This is a genomic window from Streptomyces sp. NPDC001744, from assembly GCF_042892575.1.
Taxonomy (GTDB): domain Bacteria; phylum Actinomycetota; class Actinomycetes; order Streptomycetales; family Streptomycetaceae; genus Streptomyces.
Genome location: NZ_JBIAUG010000011.1, coordinates 186307 through 210600, shown reverse-complemented (window position 1 = coordinate 210600; position 24294 = coordinate 186307). Strand labels below are relative to the sequence as shown.

At 74.4% G+C, this 24294-nt stretch carries 20 protein-coding genes and 1 rRNA gene; 17 read left to right on the top strand and 4 right to left on the bottom strand.

The genetic code is table 11. The features are described 5' to 3' along the window. The 3 genes from rrf to ACFYZY_RS16105 form a co-directional block, all read left to right on the top strand. Window positions 1–91: ribosomal RNA gene (rrf, locus tag ACFYZY_RS16115) — 5S ribosomal RNA — on the top strand; the annotation flags it as partial. Window positions 92–281: 190 nt separating this feature from the next. Beyond that, window positions 282–1646, top strand: coding sequence for a hypothetical protein (locus tag ACFYZY_RS16110; RefSeq protein WP_388694001.1), 1365 nt, complete (start codon window positions 282–284; stop codon window positions 1644–1646). Next, entirely contained in the window at window positions 1586–2380 is a 795-nt protein-coding gene (locus ACFYZY_RS16105; RefSeq protein WP_388693999.1) for a hypothetical protein, read from the top strand. Before ACFYZY_RS16110 ends, ACFYZY_RS16105 begins: the two co-directional genes overlap by 61 nt. Before the next feature lie 67 nt (window positions 2381–2447). Here the strand turns inward: ACFYZY_RS16105 and ACFYZY_RS16100 are convergent, their stop codons facing one another. Continuing rightward, window positions 2448–3743 carry a DUF1015 family protein gene (locus ACFYZY_RS16100; RefSeq protein WP_388693966.1) on the bottom strand — a complete coding sequence of 432 codons (1296 nt, stop codon included), beginning with the start codon at window positions 3741–3743 and terminating at the stop codon, window positions 2448–2450. An 81-nt stretch (window positions 3744–3824) separates the two neighbouring features. Between ACFYZY_RS16100 and ACFYZY_RS16095 the strand changes: the two genes are divergently transcribed. Together ACFYZY_RS16095 and ACFYZY_RS16090 are read left to right on the top strand one after the other, a co-directional pair. Then, window positions 3825–4910, top strand: a complete 1086-nt coding sequence (locus ACFYZY_RS16095; protein ID WP_388693965.1) for an HAD-IIA family hydrolase — start codon at window positions 3825–3827, stop codon at window positions 4908–4910. A 199-nt stretch (window positions 4911–5109) separates the two neighbouring features. Continuing rightward, window positions 5110–5925 carry an ABC transporter ATP-binding protein gene (locus tag ACFYZY_RS16090; protein ID WP_388693963.1) on the top strand — a complete coding sequence of 272 codons (816 nt, stop codon included), beginning with the start codon at window positions 5110–5112 and terminating at the stop codon, window positions 5923–5925. Between the two features lie 39 nt (window positions 5926–5964). On the opposite strand, the gene ACFYZY_RS16085 is transcribed toward ACFYZY_RS16090, so the two are convergent. Then, entirely contained in the window at window positions 5965–6312 is a 348-nt protein-coding gene (locus ACFYZY_RS16085; protein ID WP_388693961.1) for an SCP2 sterol-binding domain-containing protein, read from the bottom strand. Between the two features lie 42 nt (window positions 6313–6354). Here ACFYZY_RS16085 and ACFYZY_RS16080 point away from each other — a divergent pair, with 42 nt between their 5' ends. The 6 genes from ACFYZY_RS16080 to ACFYZY_RS16055 all read left to right on the top strand — a co-directional run bounded on the left by ACFYZY_RS16080 (window position 6355) and on the right by ACFYZY_RS16055 (window position 12306). Then, on the top strand, window positions 6355–6756 hold the full coding sequence (locus ACFYZY_RS16080; RefSeq protein ID WP_388693960.1) for a hypothetical protein: 402 nt from the start codon (window positions 6355–6357) through the stop codon (window positions 6754–6756). A 7-nt stretch (window positions 6757–6763) separates the two neighbouring features. Then, complete coding sequence (locus tag ACFYZY_RS16075) at window positions 6764–7579, top strand: TlyA family RNA methyltransferase (RefSeq protein ID WP_388693958.1); 816 nt, start codon at window positions 6764–6766, stop codon at window positions 7577–7579. Further along, window positions 7576–8499 carry an NAD kinase gene (locus ACFYZY_RS16070; protein ID WP_388693955.1) on the top strand — a complete coding sequence of 308 codons (924 nt, stop codon included), beginning with the start codon at window positions 7576–7578 and terminating at the stop codon, window positions 8497–8499. The genes ACFYZY_RS16075 and ACFYZY_RS16070 overlap by 4 nt, the downstream gene beginning before the upstream one ends. Before the next feature lie 153 nt (window positions 8500–8652). After that, entirely contained in the window at window positions 8653–10401 is a 1749-nt protein-coding gene (gene recN, locus ACFYZY_RS16065) for a DNA repair protein RecN (RefSeq protein ID WP_388693953.1), read from the top strand. Beyond that, window positions 10398–11117, top strand: coding sequence for a hypothetical protein (locus tag ACFYZY_RS16060; protein WP_388693950.1), 720 nt, complete (start codon window positions 10398–10400; stop codon window positions 11115–11117). Before recN ends, ACFYZY_RS16060 begins: the two co-directional genes overlap by 4 nt. Window positions 11118–11226: 109 nt before the next feature. Beyond that, window positions 11227–12306, top strand: coding sequence for a glycosyltransferase family 4 protein (locus tag ACFYZY_RS16055; RefSeq protein ID WP_388693948.1), 1080 nt, complete (start codon window positions 11227–11229; stop codon window positions 12304–12306). Window positions 12307–12324: 18 nt separating this feature from the next. Here the strand turns inward: ACFYZY_RS16055 and ACFYZY_RS16050 are convergent, their stop codons facing one another. Both ACFYZY_RS16050 and ACFYZY_RS16045 read right to left on the bottom strand, forming a co-directional pair. Then, window positions 12325–13953 carry a PucR family transcriptional regulator gene (locus tag ACFYZY_RS16050; protein WP_388693946.1) on the bottom strand — a complete coding sequence of 543 codons (1629 nt, stop codon included), beginning with the start codon at window positions 13951–13953 and terminating at the stop codon, window positions 12325–12327. A gap of 218 nt (window positions 13954–14171) precedes the next feature. Further along, window positions 14172–15974 carry a glycoside hydrolase family 15 protein gene (locus tag ACFYZY_RS16045; protein WP_388693944.1) on the bottom strand — a complete coding sequence of 601 codons (1803 nt, stop codon included), beginning with the start codon at window positions 15972–15974 and terminating at the stop codon, window positions 14172–14174. A 518-nt stretch (window positions 15975–16492) separates the two neighbouring features. Between ACFYZY_RS16045 and ACFYZY_RS16040 the strand changes: the two genes are divergently transcribed. The 6 genes from ACFYZY_RS16040 (at window position 16493) to ACFYZY_RS16015 (ending at window position 24259) form a co-directional block, all read left to right on the top strand. After that, the gene (locus ACFYZY_RS16040) at window positions 16493–18151 is read left to right on the top strand and encodes a CTP synthase (protein ID WP_388693996.1); all 1659 of its coding nucleotides are present in this window, start codon (window positions 16493–16495) and stop codon (window positions 18149–18151) included. Window positions 18152–18266: 115 nt separating this feature from the next. Continuing rightward, window positions 18267–18893, top strand: coding sequence for an NUDIX domain-containing protein (locus tag ACFYZY_RS16035; protein WP_388693941.1), 627 nt, complete (start codon window positions 18267–18269; stop codon window positions 18891–18893). A 173-nt stretch (window positions 18894–19066) separates the two neighbouring features. Further along, on the top strand, window positions 19067–21052 hold the full coding sequence (locus ACFYZY_RS16030) for a tetratricopeptide repeat protein (protein ID WP_388693939.1): 1986 nt from the start codon (window positions 19067–19069) through the stop codon (window positions 21050–21052). Window positions 21053–21198: 146 nt separating this feature from the next. Then, window positions 21199–22314 (top strand): alanine dehydrogenase, encoded by a 1116-nt coding sequence (gene ald, locus ACFYZY_RS16025; RefSeq protein WP_388693936.1) that lies wholly within the window; start codon window positions 21199–21201, stop codon window positions 22312–22314. Between the two features lie 449 nt (window positions 22315–22763). Then, entirely contained in the window at window positions 22764–23789 is a 1026-nt protein-coding gene (locus tag ACFYZY_RS16020; RefSeq protein WP_030212665.1) for a ParA family protein, read from the top strand. Further along, window positions 23786–24259 (top strand): hypothetical protein, encoded by a 474-nt coding sequence (locus tag ACFYZY_RS16015; RefSeq protein ID WP_388693993.1) that lies wholly within the window; start codon window positions 23786–23788, stop codon window positions 24257–24259. The genes ACFYZY_RS16020 and ACFYZY_RS16015 overlap by 4 nt, the downstream gene beginning before the upstream one ends. Window positions 24260–24294 lie beyond the last annotated feature (35 nt).

Here is a 24294-nt window from a genome sequence, read left to right as displayed (position 1 = left end):
GCCCGGTTACATTCCGAACCCGGAAGCTAAGCCTTTCAGCGCCGATGGTACTGCAGGGGGGACCCTGTGGGAGAGTAGGACACCGCCGAACAATTCTTCAGGACCCCTGGTCCCAGCGTTCACGCTGGGACCAGGGGTTCTTTTGTTTTTCTGGATTTTTCCGATGCGCGGCAGAGAGCCGGCTGCGCGAGAATGACTGCAGTACCCGAAGACAGGAGTCACCATCATGCCCACCAACTCTCCCGACGACCGTCCGGAGCGCGAGCCGCGTCGCAGGGACGGTGCTGGTGGCGACCGGGGCGGTTTCCGCGGGCCTCGTCGTGATGACCGCGGCGGCGACAACCGTGGCGGTGGCTTCCGCCGTGACGACCGTGGCGGCGACAGCCGCGGGGGCGACAACCGTGGTGGCGGTTTCCGTCGTGATGACCGTGGCGGCGACAACCGTGGTGGCGGTTTCCGCCGCGACGACCGCGGTGGCGACAGCCGTGGCGGCGACAACCGCAGTGGTGGCGACAACCGCAGTGGTGGCGGCTTCCGTCGCGACGATCGCGGGGGCGACAGCCGTGGTGGTGGCGGCTTCCGCCGTGACGACCGTGGCGGCGACCGTCCGGCCTTCCGCCGCGATGACCGCCCTTCCTTCCCGCGTGATGAGCGTCGGGACGACAACCGTGGTGGCGGGTTCCGTGGGCGGGACGACCGTGGCGGCGACAACCGTGGTGGTGGCTTCCGCCGTGACGACCGCGGGGGCGACAACCGTGGTGGCGGCGGCTTCCGCCGCGACGACCGTGGCGGCGACCGCCCGGCCTTCCGCCGTGACGACCGTCCCTCGTACCCGCCGCGCGACGACAACCGCAGTGGTGGCGGGTTCCGCCGTGACGACCGCGGGGGCGACAACCGTGGTGGCGGCGGCTTCCGCCGCGACGACCGTGGCGGCGACCGCCCGGCCTTCCGCCGCGACGACCGACCCTCCTACCCGCCGCGCGACGACAACCGCAGTGGTGGCGGCTTCCGTCGCGACGATCGCGGGGGCGACAACCGTGGTGGCGGCGGCTTCCGCCGCGACGACCGTGGCGGCGACCGTCCGGCCTTCCGCCGCGATGACCGCCCTTCCTTCCCGCGTGATGAGCGTCGGGACGACAACCGTGGTGGCGGGTTCCGTGGGCGGGACGACCGTGGCGGCGACAACCGGGGCGGTGGCTTCCGCCGCGACGACCGCGGTGGCGACAACCGTGGTGGCGACAGCCGTGGTGGTGGCTTCCGTCGCGACGACCGTGGCGGCGACCGCCCGGCCTTCCGCCGTGACGACCGTCCCTCGTACCCGCCGCGCGACGACCGGCGCGACGACAACCGTGGTGGCGGGTTCCGCCGTGACGATCGCGGGGGCGACAACCGTGGTGGCGGCGGCTTCCGCCGCGACGACCGTGGCGGCGACCGCCCGGCCTTCCGCCGCGACGACAACCGTGGTGGCGGGTTCCGTGGGCGGGACGACCGTGGCGGCGACAGCCGGGGCGGGTACGGGCGCAGGGACGATCGGGGCGGCCGGGACCGCGACCGCGACCGTGGGGACCGCGCGCCGATCAGGCGGCTGCCGATCCCGCCGGAGGTCACCGGTGAGGAGATCGACCCGGACGTGCGCCAGGAGCTGATGAGCCTGCCCAAGGGGCTCGCCGAGGACGTCTCGCGCAACCTCGTCATGGTGGCCCAGCTGATCGACGAGGACCCGGAGCAGGCGTACGAGTACTCCAAGATCGCCCTGCGGCTCGCGTCCCGCGTGGCCGCCGTCCGCGAGGCCACCGGGTTCGCGGCGTACGCCACGCAGAAGTACTCCGAGGCGCTGGCCGAGTTCCGGGCCGCGCGCCGGATGAGCGGCGGGGTCGAGCTGTGGCCCGTCATGGCCGACTGCGAGCGCGGTCTCGGCCGGCCCGAGCGGGCGCTGACGATGGCCGGTGAGCCCGAGGTGCAGAAGCTCGACAAGGCCGGCCAGGTCGAGATGCGGCTGGTCGCCGCCGGCGCCCGCCGGGACCTGGGGCAGATCGACGCGGCCATCGTGACGCTGCAGAGCCCCGAGCTGGCCTCCGGTGCGGTCCACCCGTGGACCGCGCGCCTGCGGTACGCGTACGCCGACGCGCTGCTCGCCGCCGGCCGCGAGCAGGAGGCGCGGGAGTGGTTCGCCAAGGCTCTGGAGGCCGACAAGGACGGCGCCACGGACGCCTCCGACCGGCTCGCCGAAATGGACGGTGTCGAGTTCGTGGACGCGTTCGACGACTCCGAGGACTCCGACGACTCGGACGGGCCCGTGGAGGCCGACGGCTCCGAGGAGACCGGCGGCCCGCGCGAGGTGCCGGGCGACGGTGACGAGCGGGACGGCGACAAGGGCTGATCCGGTCCGGCAGTGAGAAGGGCGGCACCCCCGGGGGTGCCGCCCTTCTTCGTTTCCGGGTGTCGCGTCAGTCCAGCGCGAGGCTCCTCAGGACCAGGCCCGTCGCGGGCTTCGGGCCGAAGGAGGTCGACTTGCGGGGCATCGTGACGCCCTGGCGGGCGAGGTCCCGGACGACCTCCTCGCGTACCGGATGCAGGAGGACCGCCGTGCCGCCCCGGCGTTCCGCCTGGGCGACCGCCGCACCGGCGTCGTGGAGGTAGGAGATGTCCTCGGGGGCGTCCGGGACGTGCCAGACGTGCTCCAGGAGGGCGGAGTGCAGGACCGTCGCGTCCAGCGTGCGCCACGCCCCGGGGCGGTCCGCGCGGATCGTGCGCTCCAGGAGGGCGGGGTCCGGGCGGTCCAGGAGGTGGAAGCGGCCGTCTCCCGCGAGGAGGAAGGCGTTGCCCCCGGCCGTGGCGGTCGCGAGGGCCTCCAGGGCCACCGGCAGGGGGCCGTCGATCCGGCGCACCCGGAAGGAGCCGCCGACGGCCGCGAGGGCGGCGGCGACCGGCAGCCGGTTGAGGAGGCGGTGGATGGCACGGACCCGCAGGGGATAGCGGGCGGTGTCCACCAGGAGGACCAGGCCGTAGTTCCAGGGACCCGGCGAGGCGTGCTCCTCGCGCAGGCGCAGATAGGTGGCCCAGCGGTGGTGGCCGTCCGCGATGAGGGCCTGGTGGCGACCGAGACCGGTGGTGGCGGCGGCCTGTTCGGCCGGGTCCGTCACCGCCCAGAGGCGGTGGCGGAAGCCGTCCTCGGTGGTGGTGCAGAGCAGCGGCTCGCGCCGGACGGCGCGTTCGATCACCTCGTCCGGGCCGGCGCCCTCCTCCCCGACGTAGGTGAGGAGCAGGGGTTCGAGGTTGGCGGCGGTGGTCCGCATCAGGTCGGCGCGGTCCTCGACCACGTGCGGCATGACGTCCTCGTGGGGGAGGACGACGCCCGCCTCGGGGGGCGAGAGCTCCAGGGCGCCGATGAGCCCGCGCTGGAGGACGCCGTCGCCCCGCTGCTCGTACACGTAGAGCGCCGGGGCCGGGTCGGGGGCGAGGACGCCGTCCGCCAGCCAGCGGTCGAGGGTGACGGCGGCCTTGCGGTGGCGGATGCCGGCGGTGAGGGCCTGAGGGAGGATCAGCCGGACGATGTTGTACGGGTCCGCCGACTCCAGGTGGATCAGTCCGTCAGGTCGTACGACGACGTCGTAGGGCGGGGACGTCACGGCGGCGAGGCTGCCGACCCGTTCGGGGACGTACCGGAGGCCGCGGAACGGGGTCAGGCGCAGCCCCGCAGCGTCGGCGCGGACGTCGTCGGCCGCGTGACCTGAGGTGTTCATCTCGACATCGTATGCGGGCCGGGAGATGAGCGATGATCGGGGTAGCGGGGGGATCACAGTCGGTGAGACGAGGAGCGAGCGGTGACGGTGCGGAACGACCGGGAACGGCGGAACGACGGCGGCAGGAAGCGGCCCGGGGGCAGCGCGGCGCCGCTGAGCGGGGCGTACGACACGGCCCTCCTGGACCTGGACGGGGTCGTCTACCGGGGCGGCGTGGCCGTTCCGCACGCCGTCGAGGCGCTGGGGGCGGCCCGGGAGGACGGGATGCGCCTCGCGTACGTCACCAACAACGCGCTGCGGACGCCCGACGCCGTCGCGGCGCACCTCACGGAGCTGGGCGTGCCGGCGGAGGCCGGGGACGTGGTCACCTCGGCGCAGGCCGTCGCCCGGCTGATCGCGGACGAGGTGCCGGAAGGGTCGCGGGTGCTGCTCATCGGCGGCGAGGGGCTCGCGGTGGCGCTGCGCGAACGGGGGCTCGTGCCGGTGGAGTCGGCGGACGACGACCCGGCGGCGGTCGTGCAGGGGTACGGGGGGCCCGAGCTGCCGTGGAAGAGGTTCGCGGAGGCGGCCTACGCGGTGGGTCGGGGCGTGCCGTGGTACGCCTCGAACACGGACCTGACGATCCCCGCCGCGCGGGGGATCGGGCCCGGGAACGGGGCGGCCGTGGAGGTCGTACGGATCGCGACGGGGGGCAGGTTCGAGCCGAAGGCGGCGGGGAAGCCGCTGCCGCCGATGCACCGGGAGACGGTCCTCCGGACCGGGGCGGAGCGGCCGCTGGTCGTCGGGGACCGGCTGGACACGGACATCGAGGGCGCGTTCAACGGAGGGGTGGACTCGCTGCTCGTCCTCACCGGGGTGACGGACGTGCCCCAGCTCCTCGCGGCCGTGCCCGAGCACCGTCCGACGTATGTGGCGGCCGACCTGCGGGGGTTGCTCGTGGGGCAGCCGGAGGTGGTCGCGGACGGGGCCGGGGGATTCGTCTGCGGGGGCTGGCGGGCGTCGGTCGAGGGGGGCGCGCTGGTGCTCGACGGGAAGCCGGGGGAGGGCTCCGGCGCGGTGGACGCGATGGACGCGGTACGGGCCCTGTGCGGGGCCGCCTGGACGGCGGCGGACGCGGGCGCGGGTGTGCCGGTCGTGGGGGAGGCGCTCGCGCGGCTGGAGCTGTGAGGGGCGGTGGGCCGGGAAGCGGTGGGGTCGGCGGTCGGCGGGCCGTGGCCGGTGGCCGGCGGGACGAGCCGCCGGGTGGCGGGACGGGCCGCCGGGACCCGGCAGAGGAGCCGAGAAGTTGGGTAGGCTAACCTAACTTCGCTTGGGTCGGGGCCGTCGTCCGGCACGATCGCGGACGAGGACGACGGGAGTCACGGGCATGGACGGTCGGCAGGGGCAGCGCCTGAGCGCGGAGGCGGTCACGCTGGCGTACGAGCAGCGGGTCATCGCCCGCGACCTGTCCGTCGAGATCCCCGACCACTCCTTCACCGTCATCGTCGGGCCGAACGCCTGCGGCAAGTCCACCCTGTTGCGCGCCCTCTCCCGGATGCTGAGGCCGAGCGAGGGGCGCGTCCTGCTCGACGGGCAGTCGATCCAGACCATGCCGGCCAAGAAGGTCGCCAAGACCCTCGGCCTGCTGCCCCAGACCTCGGTCGCGCCCGACGGCATCACCGTCTCGGACCTCGTCGCCCGGGGCCGCTATCCGCACCAGGGGCTGCTGCGCCAGTGGTCCCCCGAGGACGAGCGGATCACGCGGGAGTCGATGGAGGCGACCGGGGTCGCGGAGCTGGCCGACCGGTACGTGGACGAGCTCTCCGGGGGGCAGCGCCAGCGCGTCTGGATCGCCATGGCGCTCGCCCAGCAGACCCCGCTGCTCCTGCTCGACGAGCCGACGACGTACCTCGACATCCAGCACCAGATCGACGTCCTCGACCTGTGCGCCGAGCTGCACGAGACGCAGGGCCGCACGCTCGTCGCCGTCCTCCACGACCTGAACCACGCGGCCCGGTACGCGACCCACCTCATCGCCGTCCGCGCCGGCGAGGTGGTCGCCGAGGGGCCGCCGTCCGAGGTCGTGACCGCCGAGCTGGTCGAGCGGGTCTTCGGGCTCCGCTGCCGGGTCATCGAGGACCCGGAGACGGGGACGCCCCTGGTCGTGCCGGCCGGTCGGAAGGCGCGGGCCGCGTCGCGGTGACGGGACCGCGAGGCCGTGGGGGAGGCGCGGACCCGCGGGCTACAGGAGCGAGCGGAGGCGCAGGAGGTCGCGGAAGCCGGCCTCCAGCCGGACCCGGCCCGAGGCCCACGCCTTCGCGAAGTTCAGCCGGCCGCCCACCATCGCCACCAGGTCGTCGCTCTCCATCGCCAGCCGGATCTGCGCCTTCGCCGGCGGCGGGCCCTCCACCGTGGAGTCGACCTCGATCCGGCCGCCCGCGAGGCGGCCCGTGAAGGTCGTGTCCAGGTCGGTGACGTGGCAGCTCAGGGTGCGGTCGAGCGCGGCCGCGCCGCGCACGCCGCCCTCGGCCCGCGCGAGGTTGCCGGAAAGTCTGTCCAGTGCGTCGCGGCACTCGGTGATCGTCGCCATCGCCGTCGACGGTACCCCAGGGCTTCGCGGTAGCGTCGGGGCATGAGCGACGTGATGCCGGAACCGGGGCCCGTGACGGACGGCGGGGTGACGGGACCGGCCGGTGGCGGGCCCGCCGGCCGGGCACCGGAGGAGGTCCCCGACGGGACCCCTCCCCGGGCCCCCGCCGAGGCGCCCGACGAGTCCCGCGCCGAAGCGGCCCGGGCGGAACCCGCCGGAACGGCCGACGAGCCGCCGGAGCCCGCCGCCGCGCCGCTCGGGATCGACCGGGAGCCGACCGGCCACGCCGCCGTCGACGCCCGCCTCGCGCGTCTCGCCGAGATCGACCGCCTTCCGGCGGACCGGCACCTGGAGGTGTACGAGGATGTACACCGTGGACTGCGCGACGAACTGACCTCGCTCGACGCGCGGCCCGCCCCCCATCCGCACGAAAACAGGAGCTGAACAGAACGTGGCAGGAGTGGCACGCCGCCGTCTCGACGCCGAGCTGGTGCGGCGCAAGCTCGCGCGCTCGCGGGAGCACGCCGGCCAGCTGATCGCCGCGGGCCGGGTGACCGTCGGCAAGACCGTCGCCACCAAGCCCGCCACCCAGGTCGAGACCGCCGCGGCCATCGTCGTCGCCCGGGACGAGTCCGACCCCGACTACGTCTCGCGCGGCGGCCACAAGCTCGCCGGGGCCTTCGCGGCCTTCGTGCCCCGGGGACTCGTGGTCGAGGGGCGGCGCGCCCTCGACGCCGGTGCCTCCACCGGCGGCTTCACGGACGTCCTGCTGCGCGCGGGCGCCGCCCACGTCGTCGCCGTCGACGTCGGCTACGGGCAGCTCGCCTGGTCGCTGCGGAGCGACGAACGGGTCACCGTCAAGGACCGCACGAACGTGCGCGAGCTGACGCTCGACGCGCTCGACGGGGTTCCCGTCGACCTCGTCGTCGGCGACCTGTCCTTCATTCCGCTCGGCCTCGTCCTGCCCGCCCTGGCGGCCTGCACGGCACCCGGCGCCGACCTCGTCCTCATGGTCAAGCCGCAGTTCGAGGTGGGCAGGGAGCGGCTCGGCACGGGCGGCGTCGTCCGGTCCGCCGAACTCCGCGCCGACGCCGTGAAGAACGTGGCCCGGCAGGCCGGCGACCTCGGACTCGGCGTCCTCGGCGTCACCGCCAGCCCGCTGCCCGGTCCGTCCGGCAACGTCGAGTACTTTCTGTGGCTGCGGGCAGGGGCGCCCGCGCTGGATCCGGCGGACGTCGACCGCGCCGTGGCGGAAGGACCTCGTTGACCTCAACGGCAGCACCATCAGAGACCGCACCGCGTACCGTGTTCCTGCTCGCGCACACCGGGCGGCCCGCCGCCGTGCGCAGCGCCGAGCGGGTCGTCCAGGGGCTGTTGCGCTCCGGCATCGGCGTCCGCGTCCTGGCGGCCGAGGCGGCGGACCTGCCGCTGCCGCCCTCCGTGGAGAAGGTGCCCGAGGCGTGCTCCGACGCGATCGACGACTGCGAACTCCTCGTCGTCCTCGGCGGTGACGGCACCCTGCTGCGCGGCGCCGAACTCTCCCGCGCCTCCGGGGTGCCGATGCTCGGCGTCAACCTGGGGCGGGTGGGCTTCCTCGCGGAGGCCGAACGCGACGACCTCGACCAGGTCGTGGAACGGGTCGTCACCCGGGACTACGAGGTCGAGGAACGGATGACCCTCGACGTCACCGTGTACCAGAACGGCGACGTCCTGCACCGCGACTGGGCCCTCAACGAGGCGGCCGTGCAGAAGGTGTCCCCGGAACGGATGCTGGAGGTCGTGCTCGCGATCGACGGCCGCCCGGTGACCGGCTTCGGCTGCGACGGGGTGATCTGCGCGACACCGACGGGCTCCACCGCGTACGCCTTCTCGGCGGGCGGGCCGGTGATCTGGCCCGAGGTCGAGGCGCTGCTCATGGTCCCTATCGGGGCGCACGCCCTCTTCGCCAAACCGCTGGTGACCACCCCGGAGTCGGTGCTCGCGGTCGAGGTCGAGCCGCACACCCCGGACGGGGTGCTGTGGTGCGACGGGAGGCGGACGGTGGAACTGCCCGCCGGCGCGCGGGTCGAGGTCCGGCGGGGTGCCGTGCCGGTCCGGCTCGCCCGGCTGCACCACGCCTCCTTCACGGACCGGCTCGTCGCCAAGTTCGCCCTCCCGGTGTCGGGATGGCGGGGCGCGCCGCGCTGACCGGACTCTCCGTCCCGGCGCCGTGCGGGCCGCCCCGGCCGGCCGGAGCACCGCCCCGGCCGGCCTCCTCCTCCCGGTGCCCGGCGCCCGAACGAGCGGCGCGCCGGGAGGTCACGGCCGGGCCGATGTCGCATCGGACCAGGGAAACCTCGTATGGTCTGGGGCGTGCTGGAGGAGATGCGGATACGGTCGCTCGGAGTCATCGACGACGCTGTGGTCGAGCTGTCGCCCGGCTTCACCGCGGTGACCGGTGAGACCGGTGCGGGCAAGACCATGGTCGTGACCAGCCTGGGGCTGCTGCTCGGCGGCCGGGCGGACCCGGCGCTCGTACGGATCGGCGCGGCCTCGGCCGTGGTCGAGGGGCGGATCAGCGTGCCCCCGGGCACACCGGCCGCCCTGCGCGCGGAGGAGGCCGGGGCGGAGCTGGACGAGGGTGCCCTGCTCGTCAGCCGTACGGTCTCGGCCGAGGGGCGCTCCCGGGCCCACCTCGGCGGGCGTTCCGTACCCGTCGGGCTGCTCGCCGAACTCGCCGACGAACTCGTGGCCGTCCACGGCCAGACCGACCAGCAGGGCCTGCTCAAGCCCGCCCGGCAGCGCGGCGCGCTCGACCGGTACGCGGGCGCGGCCGTCTCCGGACCGCTCGCCGCCTACGGCGAGGCGTACCGGCGGCTGCGGGCGGTCACCGCCGAGCTGGACGAGATCACCACCCGGGCCGCGGAACGCGCCCAGGAGGCCGATCTGCTGCGCTTCGGGCTCGACGAGATCGAGGCCGTCGCCCCGCTGCCGGGGGAGGACGCCGAACTGGCGGCCGAGGCCGACCGGCTCGGACACGCCGAGGCCCTGGCCTCCGCCGCCGCGCTCGCGCACGGCGCGCTCGCGGGCTCCCCCGAGGACCCCGAGTCCGTCGACGCGACCACGCTCGTCGCGGGCGCGGGCCGGGCCCTGGAGGCCGTACGGTCGCACGACCCGGCGCTCGCCGCGCTCGCCGACCGGATGGGGGAGATCTCCATCCTGCTCGCGGACGTGGCGACCGAGCTGGCCGGGTACGCCGACGACCTGGACGCCGATCCGCTGCGGCTCGCCGCCGTCGAGGAGCGGCGCGCGGCCCTCACGCAGCTGATCCGCAAGTACGGGGACGGGGAGGGCACCGGCGCCGTCCTGGCCTGGGCGGAGGAGAGCGCCGCCCGGCTCGGCGAACTGGACGACGACGGCGGCCGGATCGAGGAGCTGACCGCCGAGCGGGACCGGCTGCGCGACGAGCTGTCGGCGCTCGCGCAGCGGCTCACCGACGCGCGCACGGAGGCGGCGGACCGGTTCGCCGCCGCCGTCACCGCCGAACTCGCCTCGCTGGCCATGCCGCACGCGCGCGTGTCCTTCGACATCCGGCAGACCGAGGACCCCGAGGGGGTCGAGGTCGGCGGCCGGCGGGTCGCGTACGGGCCGACCGGCGCCGACGAGGTCGAGCTGCTGCTCGCCCCGCACCCCGGCGCCCCGCCCCGGCCGATCGCCAAGGGCGCGTCCGGCGGTGAGCTGTCCCGGGTGATGCTGGCCGTGGAGGTCGTCTTCGCCGGGGTCGATCCGGTGCCGACGTACCTCTTCGACGAGGTGGACGCGGGCGTCGGCGGCAAGGCGGCCGTCGAGATCGGCCGCCGTCTCGCCAGGCTCGCCAGGACGGCCCAGGTCGTCGTGGTCACCCACCTCCCGCAGGTCGCGGCCTTCGCCGACCGCCAGCTGCTGGTGGAGAAGACCCACGACGGTTCGGTGACCCGCTCCGGCGTCACCGTCCTGGAGGGCGAGGAGCGGATCAGGGAGCTGTCCCGGATGCTCGCCGGGCAGGAGGACTCCGAGACGGCCCGGGCCCACGCGGAGGAACTGCTCGCGGCGGCGCGGGCGGACGGGTGAGGCGCCTCGCCTCCTTCGCCGCGGCCGCCGGGGCGACCCGGGCCGTGTACGAGGGGCTGCGGCGGCTCCCGCCCGGCGCGCGGCGGGTCCGGACGAACCACGCGGGGCGGGAGGTCGACCTGTGCGCCGGGTCCGCCGTCGCCCTCGGGGCGGCGGCCGGGAGCGGCAGCGGGCCCGTCGCGTTCGCCGTGCTCGTCGCGGGGGCGTGCGGGGCCTACGACGACGCGAGGGGGGACCACCGGCGCGGTTTCCGGGCGCATGCCGCGGCGCTGCGGGACGGCGAGGTGACCAGTGGGGCCGTCAAGCTCCTCGGGATCGGGGCCGCCTCGCTGGTGGCCGGGGCGCTCCTCAAGGAGAGGCCGCTCGACAAGGTCCTCGCCGGGATCGTCGTCGCGGGCAGCGCCCATCTGGTGAACCTCGTGGACGTGCGGCCCGGGCGCGCCGGTCTGGCGGTGCTCGCGCTCGGACTGCCCGGCCTGCCCGGCGGCCCGCTCGCCGCGGCCCCCATGGGCGCCGCCGCCGCGGTCCTCGGGGACGACCTCGCCGAGCGGACCATGCTCGGCGACGCGGGCGCCCACGCGCTCGGCGCCGCCGTCGGCGGCGCGATCGCCGCCGGGAACGGGCGGTTCGGGCTCGCGGCGCACGCGGCCGGGCTCGTCGCCGCGGCCGTGTGGGGGGAGCGCGCGGCTTCCTCGTGCGCTCGCTCGGGCGGGTGAACCCGGGGCGCGAGACCCGTCGGCGTACGCCCTCCGTACAGGGGAACGACGGCACTTGAGTGCCGGAACGCGCGTACGGTCGGGAGCGCGAACTGGCATTCTTGGGGGCGTGACACAGCTCCGTACGGTCCAGGTGTTGGGCGGGGGCGGCGCGGGCAGCAGCGCTCACGTCCGATCACTCGCCGCGGGGCTGGTGGCGAGGGGCGTGCGGGTGACCGTGTGCGCCCCTCCCGCGCTCGACCGCGCCCATGACTACCCGGGGACCGGCGCCCGCTTCGTGCCGCTGCCCCGCCTCGGCGACCCCGCCGCCGTCACCGCGCTCCGCAACGCCTTCGTCGGCGCGGACGTGGTCCACGCGCACGGGCTCCACGCCTCCGTGCGGGCCGCGCTCGCGCTCTCCGGCGGGCCGGGGGTCCCCCTCGTGACGACCTGGCACACCCGGAGCCACGCGGACGGGGCGCGGGCCGGGCTCGTCCGGCTCCTCGAACGCCGGACCGCGCGGGCCGCCCGCGTCGTCCTCGCCACCTCCTCCGAACTGGTCGACCGGGCCCGGCGGCGCGGCGCCCGCGACGCCCGCCTCGCCCTTATCGCCGTGCCCGCCGCGCACGGGCCCGTCTGCCTCCACGACGGCAAGGTGCGTGCCGAACTCGGCGCCGTCGACCGCCCGTTGCTGGTGACGGTCGGGGCGCTGGAACGGGGCCGGGGCCACCGGACGCTGCTCGACGCGGCCCGGGAGTGGCGGGACCTCGACCCCCAGCCGCTCCTCGTGATCGCCGGGGAGGGGCGCGAACGGGCACACCTCCGGCGGCGGATCGCCGGCGAGGACCTTCCGGTACGGCTGCTCGGGCACCGCGAGGACGTCGCGGAACTGCTGGCGGCGGCGGACGTCGCCGTCCTCCCGTCCCGCTGGGAGGCCCGCTCCCCGCTCGCCCAGGAGGCGCTGGGGCTCGGCGTGCCGCTCGTCGCGACGGCGGTGGGCGGCCTCCCGGAACTCGTCGGTGACGCGGCGGAGTTGGTGCCGTACGGGGACGCGGGGGCGCTCGCGGCGGCGGTGCGGGGGCTCCTGGAGGACGCGGACCGGCGGATGGACCTGGCGGCGGCCGGCCGGACGCAGGCGGGGACGTGGCCGACCGAGGACGACACGGTGGCCCACGTGCTCAGCGTGTACGACGAACTGGCGGGGCGGTGACGGAGGGCGCCGCCGCCCTCACGGCGTGAGGCGACGGGCCCTGAGGGCCAGGGAGAGGGCCAGGACGGTCTGGGGGTCGTCCAGGTCGGTGCCCAGGAGTTCGGAGATGCGGGCCAGCCGGTTGTAGAGGGTCTGGCGGTTGAGGTGCAGCTCGCGGGCGGTCTCCGCCTTGCGGCCCGCGTGGGCCAGATACGTCTCCAGGGTGGGCAGGAGCGGCGGCCGGGAGGTGCGGTCGTGCTCCCGCAGGGGGCCGATCGCCCGGTCCACGAAGGCCGCGAGCACCGTGTCCCCGTGCAGGTGCAGTCGCCACAGGAGCAGGTCGATGTCGAGGCGCCGCGCGTCGTACCAGGGCCGGTCCGACAGTCCCTGCGCCGCCGTCGCCGTCTCCGCCGCGTGCCGCAGGCCCGCCGAGGCCGCCGCCCACCCTCCGGCGACGCCCACCACGACCACCGGCGGGTGCGCCCCGGCCCGTTCCAGGCCCGCCCGGCCCACGCCCGCGCGCAGGGCCGCCGCGACCCGGTCCGCGACCGCCGTGCGCTCCGTCTCCGAGCGCAGCCCGAGGAGGAGGGGGACCAGGCCCTCGACCGGGCGGACGCCCAGGAGGACGGGGACGCCGACGGAGGAGAGCTCCTCCAGGACCGCGCGGGCGAGCAGCGCCCAGCTGCCGGCCGGGGAGAGTTCGGGCGCCAGGCGCATCACCACCGGCAGGAGCGGGCCGTCCCCCGGCCGGAAGCCGAGGACCCGGGCCTGGGCCGGGGCGTCCTCGGCGCCGATCGCGCCCTCCGCCAGGTCCGTCAGGAAGTCGCCCCGGCCGCGCGCGGCCAGCTCCTCCTCCTGCCGGGCCTGCATGAGGACGACCGCGAGGAGCCCGGCCGCCCGCTCGGCCGCCATCCGGTGGACGGGGGAGAGGGCGCCGGAGACCGCGGAGAGCACCAGACGGGCCCGTACCGAACCCGTACCGGGGCCGCCGCCGGGCACGTCGACCAGGACCGTCCCGGCGGGCGGGCCGGACTCGCGGGCCGTCCGCCCGCCGCGCAGGCCGTCCCACACCTGGAGCGGATCGGCGGGCGCGGGCCCGGCGCCCGCCGCGTACAGGAGCCGGCCGTCGGCGGTCTCCAGGAAGACCGGGTTGGCGGCGAAGCCGGAGAGGACGCGCAGCACCTGCGGGACCCCGCCGCCGCCGAGGAGGGCCTCCGTGCACTGCCGGTGGACCTCCTCGGCCTGCCGCTGGAGGGCGTAGTGGCCGTTGACGATCTCGGTGTGGATCTCCTCGGTCACCGCCACGAACGGCACCTCGCGGTGCAGTTGCACCAGCGGCAGGCCCGCCGTCCGCGCGGCCTCCACGATCGCCGCCGGCAGCCGGGCGAAGCGCGGCCCCAGCTCCACCACGAGCGCCGCGATGCCCCGGTCGGCGAGCCGCCGCACGAAGGCCCGCTGCTCGGCCGGCCGGGTGCCCAGGCCGAGGCCCGTGGTCAGCAGCAGCTCGCCGCCCTTGAGCAGCGACGCGATGTTCGGCACCTCGCCCGCGTGCACCCAGCGCACCGTGCGGTGCAGCCGGTCCGCGCAGGCGACCACCTCCGGAAGCCCGCCGCGCAGGCCCGGGAGTTCGAGCGCCCGCCGCACGGTGATCCCGTCCTGGTTGTCCATGGCCCCGGACGCTACCCGCGTCCCCGTTCCGGCGACATCACCCGGGGGTCACGGGACCGTACGGCCGGGGCGGCGGGACGGCAACTCGGCGTCTCCGGGAGGCGGTTGCGCGGGCACACGACGAGTGTGACCCGCGTCACTCCCGACCCGCCGTCGCCGACGGGCCGGGCCGGCCGCGCCCGGCCGACGCGCCGCCCGCCCGGGGCCGCGGGGCGCCCTCAGCCGCCGTACGCGCCGCTGGCCGTCAGCCGCAGGGCGGTGTCGATCAGGGGAACGTGGCTGAACGCCTGCGGGAAGTTGCCTACCTGGCGCTGGAGCACCGGGTCCCACTCCTCCGCGAGCAGACCGAGGTCGTTGCGGAGCGAGAGCAGCTTCTCGAAGAGGGTGCGGGCCTCGTCCACGCGGCCGATCATCGCCAGGTCGTCGGCCAGCCAGAAGGAGCACGCCAGGAACGCGCCCTCGTCGCCCGCCAGGCCGTCCACACCGGCGTCCTCGCCGGCCGTGGGGTAGCGCAGCACGAAGCCGTCCTCGGTGGACAGCTCCCGCTGGATCGCCTCGATCGTGCCGATGACCCGCTTGTCGTCCGGCGGCAGGAAGCCCATCTGCGGGATCAGCAGCAGCGAGGCGTCCAGCTCCTTGGAGCCGTACGACTGCGTGAAGGTGTTCCGCTCCTTGTCGTAACCCTTCTCGCAGACGTCCCGGTGGATCTCGTCGCGCAGCTCGCGCCAGCGCTCCAGCGGGCCGTCGGCGTCCCCGGACTCGATGAGCTTGATCGTGCGGTCCACGGCCACCCAGGCCATCACCTTGGAGTGCACGAAGTGCCGGCGCGGGCCGCGGACCTCCCAGATGCCCTCGTCGGGCTGGTTCCAGTTCTTCTCCAGGTACTCGATCAGCTTGAGCTGGAGCAGGGAGGCGTAGTCGTTGCGGGACAGACCGGTCATGTGCGCCAGGTGCAGGGCCTCGGTGACCTCGCCGTACACGTCCAGCTGGAGCTGGTTCGCGGCGCCGTTGCCGACCCGGACCGGGGTGGAACCCTCGTACCCCGGCAGCCAGTCCAGCTCCGCCTCGCCCAGCTCCCGCTCGCCCGCGATGCCGTACATGATCTGGAGGTTCTCCGGGTCGCCCGCGACCGCGCGGAGCAGCCAGTCCCGCCAGGCGCGGGCCTCCTCGCGGTAGCCGGTGCGCAGCATCGAGGAGAGGGTGATGGCCGCGTCCCGCAGCCAGGTGTAGCGGTAGTCCCAGTTCCGCACGCCGCCGATCTCCTCGGGCAGCGAGGTGGTCGGGGCGGCGACGATCCCGCCGGTCGGCGCGTACGTCAGCGCCTTCAGGGTGATCAGGGAGCGGACCACCGCCTCCCGGTAGGGGCCGTGGTACGTGCAGTGGTCGACCCACTCGCTCCAGAAGCCGACGGTCGCCTCCAGGGCGCCCTCGGGGTCCGGCAGCGCCGGCGGCTCCTTGTGCGAGGGCTGCCAGGAGAGGGTCAGGGCCACCCGCTCCCCGGGGGAGACGGTGAACTCGGAGTACGTGGTGAGGTCCTCGCCGTGGGTCTCCGCCTCGGTGTCCAGCCACACCGAGTCGGGTCCGGCGACCGCGACCGTGCGCTCGCCGACCTTGTGCACCCAGGGCACGATCCGGCCGTAGCTGAACCGCATCCGCAGCGCGGACCGCACGGGGACCCGGCCGCTGACGCCCTCCACGATCCGGATCAGCTGCGGCGCGCCGTCGCGCGGGGGCATGAAGTCGGTCACCCGGACCGTGCCGCGCGGGGTGTCCCACTCGGACTCCAGGACGAGCGAGTCGCCCCGGTAGCGGCGCCGGTCGGCGGGGGCCGGCTCGGCGTCCTCGGGGCCCGCGGGGCCCACCCGCCAGAACCCGTGTTCCTCGGTGCCGAGGAGCCCCGCGAAGATCGCGTGCGAGTCGAAGCGGGGCAGGCAGAGCCAGTCCACGCTGCCGTCCCGGCAGACCAGGGCAGCGGTCTGCATGTCTCCGATGAGTGCGTAATCCTCGATGCGCCCGGCCACGTGCTTCACTCCAGTCGAACGGCCATGTCCGCCCCTCGGGGCGCTTGCTCCGGATGCGGGCCGGTGGCCGGCCCGCTCTGTCCGAGTGTGTCAGCGGTCGGGGGTCTTCGGCGGACCCCGGCCCGGGACGGTCGTGCTTCCCGGGCGCCCGGCCCCGGACGAGGGTGGCGGCGCCGTCGGTCGGCCGGCTCGGAAGGCCGGTCCGAGCAGGATACGTCGAGCCGCCCACCGCCCGGTGGGCAAGCCCGCGACAGCCTTGCTCCGATCAGGTGAACACCCCTTTCCCCGGGCCGGTGGGAGGCGGTTCCGACGGTCGCGTCGCCGTCCGTGAACGGCCGGCTCCCGCGTGTGGCCGGAAGCGGTCTCCCCATGTCGCTGATACCCTGGTACCCCGTGGACCGGTGGGAAACGGCGAGAGCCGAGGACCCCGAAACCGCAGCGACGGCACCCCCCGATTCTTCCGGAGGGGGCGCCGGTACGCACCTCCAGAACGCGACCACGGGAGCCCCCTCTTGGCGATGCCGCCCAACACCACGACGACCAAGCACATCTTCGTCACCGGGGGTGTCGCCTCCTCCCTCGGCAAGGGCCTCACCGCCTCCAGCCTGGGTGCGCTCCTCAAGGCGCGGGGCCTGCGGGTCACGATGCAGAAGCTCGACCCGTACCTCAACGTCGACCCCGGCACGATGAACCCGTTCCAGCACGGCGAGGTGTTCGTCACCAACGACGGCGCCGAGACCGACCTGGACATCGGCCACTACGAGCGCTTCCTCGACGTCGACCTCGACGGCTCGGCCAACGTCACCACCGGCCAGGTGTACTCGCAGGTCATCGCCAAGGAGCGGCGCGGCGAGTACCTGGGCGACACCGTGCAGGTCATTCCGCACATCACCAACGAGATCAAGTCCCGCATCCGCCGCATGGCGACCGACGACGTGGACGTGGTCATCACCGAGGTCGGCGGCACCGTCGGCGACATCGAGTCCCTGCCGTTCCTGGAGACCGTGCGCCAGGTCCGCCACGAGGTCGGCCGCGACAACGTCTTCGTCGTGCACATCTCGCTGCTGCCCTACATCGGCCCGTCCGGCGAGCTGAAGACCAAGCCGACCCAGCACTCGGTCGCCGCCCTGCGCAACATCGGCATCCAGCCCGACGCGATCGTGCTGCGCGCCGACCGCGAGGTCCCCACCGCCATCAAGCGCAAGATCTCGCTGATGTGCGACGTGGACGAGGCCGCCGTGGTCGCCGCCATCGACGCCAAGTCGATCTACGACATCCCGAAGGTGCTGCACACCGAGGGCCTGGACGCCTACGTCGTCCGCAAGCTCGACCTGCCCTTCCGCGACGTGGACTGGACCGTCTGGGAGGACCTCCTGGACCGCGTCCACAACCCGGAGCACGAGGTCACCGTCGCGCTCGTCGGCAAGTACATCGACCTGCCCGACGCCTACCTCTCGGTCACCGAGGCCATGCGGGCCGGCGGCTTCGCCAACAAGGCCCGGGTCAAGGTGAAGTGGGTCACCTCCGACGAGTGCAAGACCCCGGCCGGCGCCGAGAAGCAGCTCGGCGACGTCGACGCGATCCTCGTCCCCGGCGGCTTCGGCGACCGGGGCGTGAGCGGCAAGGTCGGCGCGATCCGGTACGCCCGCGAGCACAAGGTGCCGCTGCTCGGGATCTGCCTGGGCCTCCAGTGCATCGTCATCGAGGCGGCGCGGAACCTGGCCGGCATCCCCGAGGCCAACTCCACCGAGTTCGACCCGGCCACCGCGCACCCCGTCGTCTCCACGATGGAGGAGCAGCTCGCGTACGTCGAGGGCGCCGGCGACCTGGGCGGGACGATGCGCCTGGGCCTGTACCCGGCGAAGCTCGCCGAGGGCTCGATCGTCCGCGAGGTCTACGGCGACGAGCCGTACGTGGAGGAGCGCCACCGCCACCGCTACGAGGTGAACAACGCCTACCGCGCGGAGCTGGAGAAGAAGGCCGGTCTGGTCTTCTCCGGCACATCCCCGGACAACAAGCTCGTCGAGTACGTCGAGTACCCGCGCGAGGTCCACCCCTACCTGGTCGCCACCCAGGCGCACCCGGAGCTCCGCTCCCGCCCGACCCGCCCGCACCCGCTCTTCGCGGGCCTGGTCAAGGCGGCCGTCGAGCGCAAGACGGGCAAGCCGGCCGGGTGACCGGCGCACCGGTCCCGCGGCGTTAACGTTGCCGGGGCACGGGTCCTCCGGATCCGTGCCCCGGCTTTCGTGTGTTCGTGCAGATGTACGCGTGTTCGCGTACGGGAGGACGGCTATGGAGTTGCAGGACACCCCGCAGGAGTGGAAGGTCGTCGAGACGGCGACCCCGTTCCGGGGGAAGAAGACGAGCGTCCGTACGGACGACGTGGTCATGCCGGACGGCACGGTCGCGCGCCGCGACTACCAGGTGCACCCCGGTTCGGTGGCCGTCCTGGCCCTGGACGGTGAGGACCGGGTCCTCCTGATCAAGCAGTACCGGCACCCGGTGCGGCAGAAGCTCTGGGAGATCCCGGCCGGGCTCCTCGACGTGCCCGGGGAGAACCCGCTGCACGCGGCCCGGCGCGAGCTGTACGAGGAGGCGCACGTCGAGGCCGGCGACTGGCGGGTCCTGACCGACGTCTACACCTCGCCGGGCGGCTGCGACGAGGCCGTGCGGATCTTCCTCGCGCGGGACCTCGCGGAGGCGGAGGGGGACCGCTTCGAGGTCGCCGAGGAGGAGGCCGACATGGAGACGGCGCGGGTGCCGCTCGCGGACCTCGTGCGGGGCGTCCTCGCGGGCGAGCTGCACAACAACTGCCTGGTCGTGGGGGTCCTCGCGCTGGCCGCCGCCCGCGCGGGCGAGGGCCTGGACGCGCTCCGTCCCGCGGACGCGCCGTGGCCGGCGCGGCCGTTCGCCTCGTAGCCCGTTTCCGTCCGCCACGGGAGCGATCCGGTCTGAAGATCTGCTGATCCGATCGGGGGACGTGCCCGCCCTGCTCCACCGGGGACGGGCCCCGCCCTGAACTACGCTCGGAAACGCCCGTGTGGAGCCCCTCGCGGGATCGGCTCGTGCGCAGGTGGACGGGAGCGTGGCCCGTGACGGATCAGGCGGTGGCGACGGCCGGCAGCCGGCGGTTCTTCGGCCGGCAGCGCGAGTTGAAGGCCCTGCGCGCCGACATCGAGCGGACCGGCCTCGACACCCTCACCGGCCGCAAGGCGCCCCGTGCCCGGGTCCTGCTCGTCGCCGGCAGGCCCGGCTCCGGACGCACCGCCCTCGCCGAGGAGCTGGCCGCCGGGGTCGCCGACCGGTACCCCGACGGGATCGTCCGCGCCCGGCTCACCGAGCCCGGCGGGGCGCCCGTCCCCGTGGCCCGGGCCGCGCAGGAGCTCCTGGCCGCGCTCGGGGTCCCCGAGCCCCCCGGCGCCGCCGAGGACGAGCTGACCGAACTGGTCCGCGGCGCCTTCGCCGGTCGCCGGGCCGTCCTGATCCTGGACGACGCCGTCGACGCGGAGCAGGCGGACCCGCTCATCCCCGACGAGCCAGGAACCCTGGTGATCGGCGTCTCCGGGGGACCGCTCACCGGCATCCCCGACGTGCGGCCCTGCACCCTCGGCGGACTCGACCCCAAGTCCGCCATCGAACTGCTCAGCGCCTTCACCGGCTCCGTCCGCATCACCGTCGACCCGCAGGCCGCCGAGACCCTCGTGGAGGAGTGCGGAGGGCTGCCCGCCGCCGTCGTCCTCGCCGGCGGCTGGCTCTCCACCCACCCCAAGACGTCCGTCGCCGACCTCGCCAAGCGGCTGCGCGCGTCGAGCGGCGACCCCCTCGTCCGGGCCTTCCGCCTCGCCCACGAGGCGCTGCCCCCCACCGCCGCGCGGATACTGCGATTCCTCGCGCTCGCCCCGCTCGGCCGGGCCGACGCGCACACCGCCTCCGCCCTGGCCGGCTGCTCGGTCTCGGCCGCCGCCACCACGCTCGCCGACTTCGCCGCCCTGGGGCTCGTCTCCGCGGGCGAGGACGGGCAGTACGAGGTGCGCGCCCACCTCGTCCCCCTCCTCCGCGCCCGGCTGGAGGAGTGCGACCGGCCCTCCGAGGTGCAGCTCGCCCGGGCCCGCATGCTGGAGCGGACCGTACGGCTCCTCCAGTCCTGCCGCGCGGTCACCGAGCCCGAGGGCTCGCCCGCCCGCAGGAAGCTGGCCGGACTGCCGCGCGCCCTGCGCTTCCCGACCGCCGCCGCCGGGGCCGCCTGGCTGGAGACCCGGCGGCCCGTGCTGCTCGCCTCCGCCCGCCTCGCCGTCGCCGACGGGGAGCTGGACACCCTGGCCCGGCGCCTGATCGCCTCCCTGGTCAAGGCGCTCGCCGCGCACCGCGGGGCCGAGGCCGCCGCCCCCGAGCTGTACGGCCTGCACCGGCTCGTCCTGGACGTGGCCGAGCGGCGCGGACTGCACCGGGAGCGGGCCGCGGCCCTGCTCAACCTGGCCGACCTCGATGCCCGCACCGGAAGGACGAAGGACGCTCTTCTGCGATATCGGTTGGCATTGGAGGCCGGACGCGCAGCAAATGATCCGTATGCGACCGGTCGGGCGATGGAATCCGTAGGTGGCTCCTACCAGGAGCTGGGGGACTGGCAGCGGGCCGGCGACTGGTACGGCCGGGCGCTCGCCCAGCGCCTCGCCCGGGACGAGCGCGCCGACCAGGCCCGGCTCTACGCCCGCCTCGGCGCCGTGCAGACCTACGCGGGCCGGTACGGGGAGGCGCTGCGGAACTGGCGGGCCGCCGCCGCCGGCTACCGCAGGCTCTCCGATCTTCCGGGCTACGCAAGGGCGTTGAGCGAGGCGGCCCGCGTCCAGGAGTACGCCGGACGGCCCGAGGAGTCCCTGCGGACCTGCGAGGAGGCGGTGGAGTGGGCCCGCCGGGCCCAGGACGTCCGGCTCCAGGCGGCGCTCCGGCTGCGCCTCGCGGACACCCTCGACCGGCTCGGGGACCCGGCCGCCGCCCGGCTGCACCGGGCCGGAGCGGAGAGACTGCTGGAAACCGCGCCGCCTGCCTACGAAATCCGCAGTGGTCTCATCGAAGATTGATACTTTGAAAGGCTAGACAGCGGTACCTCCTTCATTAGACTGGTCGAGCCGCGTTCCCACGTGGTCTGCCCCGGTGTGCCGTCATGCCTCCGGGTATGTATCGCAGTGCGCCAGTTATCCCCCTGATTCAAGGACCGTGATCGACGATGAAGGTCGGCATCCCCCGCGAGGTCAAGAACAACGAGTTCCGCGTGGCCATCACCCCCGCCGGTGTCCACGAGCTCGTCCGCCACGGCCACCAGGTCCTCGTGGAGCAGAACGCCGGTGTCGGCTCCTCGATCACGGACGAGGAGTACGCCGCCGCCGGTGCGGAGATACTCCCCACCGCCGACGAGGTCTGGGCCGCCGCCGACCTGCTCCTCAAGGTCAAGGAGCCGATCGCGGAGGAGTACCACCGCCTCCGCAAGGACCAGACCCTCTTCACCTACCTGCACCTCGCCGCCTCCCGCGAGTGCACGGACGCGCTCCTGGCCTCCGGCACCACCGCCATCGCGTACGAGACCGTCGAGACCGCCGGCCGCGCGCTCCCGCTGCTCGCCCCGATGTCCGAGGTCGCGGGCCGTCTGGCCCCGCAGGTCGGCGCCTACCACCTGATGCGCTCGGCCGGCGGCCGCGGCGTCCTTCCCGGCGGCGTCCCCGGCACCCACGCCGGCCGCGCCGTCGTCATCGGCGGCGGCGTCTCCGGCTGGAACGCCACCCAGATCGCCGTCGGCATGGGCTTCCACGTGACCCTGCTCGACAAGGACATCAACAAGCTCCGCGAGGCCGACAAGGTCTTCGGCACCAAGGTGCAGACGATCGTCTCCAACGCCTACGAGCTGGAGAAGGCCGTCGTCGAGGCCGACCTCGTCATCGGCGCCGTCCTCATCCCGGGCGCCAAGGCCCCGAAGCTGGTCACCAACGAGCTCGTCGCCAGGATGAAGCCCGGAAGTGTCCTTGTCGACATCGCCATCGACCAGGGTGGCTGCTTCGAGGACTCGCACCCGACCACCCACGCCGAGCCGACCTTCCGGGTCCACGACTCGGTCTTCTACTGCGTCGCCAACATGCCCGGCGCGGTCCCGAACACCTCCACCTACGCCCTCACCAACGCCACGCTGCCCTACATCGTGTCGCTGGCGAACAACGGCTGGGCCGAGGCGCTGCGCCGCGACCCGGCCCTCGCCCTGGGCCTCAACACCCATGACGGCAAGGTGGTTTACAAGGAGGTCGCCGAGGCCCACGGTCTCGAGCACGTCGAGCTGAAGAGCCTCCTGGGCTGACCCGCGCGGCACCGCCGTCAACGCGTGCCGTCAATGCCGCGCACCCGGCCGGACCTTGTTCGACAAGGTCCGGCCGACTGTGTCTCCGGCCACGCCGAAACGTTCGGGCAACTCGCCGCGAACGTAACCCTTCATCCGATTCGCACACCCCGAAAACGCGCGGATGCGTCCCCGTGCGCCCTTGACAGCGGGGTGATCGGTTACCGACACATCGGGCCGGGTCCGACGGATTGTGTTGCTGCGGACCGGTGACACGCCATAGAGTCGCCAACCGTCGGCATGGTGCCACGCTGACCTATCGATAAATGTTCCCGGTCACACCCAAGGAGGTAAGACGACTTGTGAATGAGTCGACATTTACTCCCGGGAGTGGTGCGCCGGGAGCTCCGATCGGCTCCGTCGCGGTGCGGACCTTCGCGACGCACCAGCCCGTGACGACAGCCCACACGATGAAGACGATGGACGGCCTACACGTGAACGCCACGGCCGGCAACGAGATGGGCCGAGAGTCCACCCACTTCGCCGCCTACGACGAGGTGCCCGAGGGGCACTTCTACGACCCCGACGCCGAGTACGAGCCCGATCCGGAGTACGCGGCCACCCTCGCGCCCGACGCTGCCCGCCAGCGCCGCGAGCGGATCGGCCCGACCGGACGGCCCCTGCCGTACTTCCCGATCCCCGGTCCGCTGACCGACCACGGTCCGGCGAAGATCATCGCGATGTGCAACCAGAAGGGCGGCGTCGGCAAGACCACGTCGACCATCAACCTGGGCGCCGCGCTCGCCGAGTACGGCCGCCGGGTCCTGCTCGTGGACTTCGACCCGCAGGGAGCCCTGTCGGTCGGCCTCGGCGTGAACCCGATGGAGCTGGACCTCACCGTCTACAACCTGCTCATGGAGCGGGGCATGTCGGCGGACGAGGTGCTCCTGAAGACCGCCGTGCCCAACATGGACCTGCTGCCGAGCAACATCGACCTCTCGGCCGCCGAAGTCCAGCTCGTCAGCGAGGTCGCGCGCGAGTCCACCCTCCAGCGCGCCCTGAAGCCGCTGATGAACGACTACGACTACATCGTGATCGACTGTCAGCCCTCGCTCGGCCTGCTGACCGTGAACGCCCTGACGGCGGCTCACAAGGTCATCGTGCCGCTGGAGTGCGAGTTCTTCGCGCTGCGCGGCGTCGCCCTGCTGACCGAGACCATCGAGAAGGTCCAGGAGCGGCTCAACCCCGAGCTGGAGCTCGACGGCATCCTCGCCACGATGTACGACTCCCGGACCGTGCACAGCCGCGAGGTCCTCGCGCGCGTGGTCGAGGCGTTCGACGACCACGTGTACCACACGGTCATCGGGCGGACCGTGCGCTTCCCGGAGACCACGGTCGCCGGTGAGCCCATCACCACGTACGCCTCCAACTCCGTGGGCGCCGCCGCCTACCGCCAGCTCGCCAGGGAGGTGCTCGCCCGGTGTCACGCCGAGTGAGCCTGCCCGGCGCCGACGAACTCTTCCGTACGACCGGGGGGACGGGGCTCCAGGCGTCCGCGCCGCGCCGGACCGTCCCGGCGCCGGCGGGCGAGAGCGACCCGGCGGCGGCCGACGCCTCCGCGGAGCACGCGACCGCCGGCTCCGAGGCGGCGGAACCGCGCGCCCGGACGGCCGGGCAGGAGAAGGCGGCGCCCGCCGTCCCCGCCCCGGCGGCGTCCCGGCGGCGCGGCGGCCGTACCGCGAGCCGGCGGCCCAGCGGCCGCGAGCGCCACGACGAGAAGATCACGGTCTACGTCTCCGCCGAAGAGCTGATGGACCTGGAGCACGCCCGGCTCGTCCTGCGCGGCGAGCACGGCCTCGCCGTCGACCGGGGCCGGATCGTCCGGGAGGCCGTCGCGGTCGTCCTGGCGGACCTGGAGTCGCGCGGCGACGCGAGCATCCTCGTCCGCCGCCTGCGCGGCCGCTGACGATAACCTGCGGGCTGCTCGTGCTCCCCGCTCCC

What these genes read in the sequence shown, in the direction of transcription:
- ACFYZY_RS16035 (WP_388693941.1), top strand. Translation starts at nt 18,267, where the DNA reads ATGGAGTTGCAGGACACCCCGCAGGAGTGGAAGGTCGTCGAGACGGCG.
- ACFYZY_RS16090 (WP_388693963.1), top strand. Translation starts at nt 5,110, where the DNA reads ATGGACGGTCGGCAGGGGCAGCGCCTGAGCGCGGAGGCGGTCACGCTG.
- ACFYZY_RS16100 (WP_388693966.1), bottom strand. Translation starts at nt 3,743, where the DNA reads ATGAACACCTCAGGTCACGCGGCCGACGACGTCCGCGCCGACGCTGCG.
- ACFYZY_RS16020 (WP_030212665.1), top strand. Translation starts at nt 22,764, where the DNA reads ATGAAGACGATGGACGGCCTACACGTGAACGCCACGGCCGGCAACGAG.
- ald (WP_388693936.1), top strand. Translation starts at nt 21,199, where the DNA reads ATGAAGGTCGGCATCCCCCGCGAGGTCAAGAACAACGAGTTCCGCGTG.
- ACFYZY_RS16080 (WP_388693960.1), top strand. Translation starts at nt 6,355, where the DNA reads ATGAGCGACGTGATGCCGGAACCGGGGCCCGTGACGGACGGCGGGGTG.
- ACFYZY_RS16085 (WP_388693961.1), bottom strand. Translation starts at nt 6,312, where the DNA reads ATGGCGACGATCACCGAGTGCCGCGACGCACTGGACAGACTTTCCGGC.
- recN (WP_388693953.1), top strand. Translation starts at nt 8,653, where the DNA reads ATGGTCTGGGGCGTGCTGGAGGAGATGCGGATACGGTCGCTCGGAGTC.
- ACFYZY_RS16040 (WP_388693996.1), top strand. Translation starts at nt 16,493, where the DNA reads ATGCCGCCCAACACCACGACGACCAAGCACATCTTCGTCACCGGGGGT.
- ACFYZY_RS16050 (WP_388693946.1), bottom strand. Translation starts at nt 13,953, where the DNA reads ATGGACAACCAGGACGGGATCACCGTGCGGCGGGCGCTCGAACTCCCG.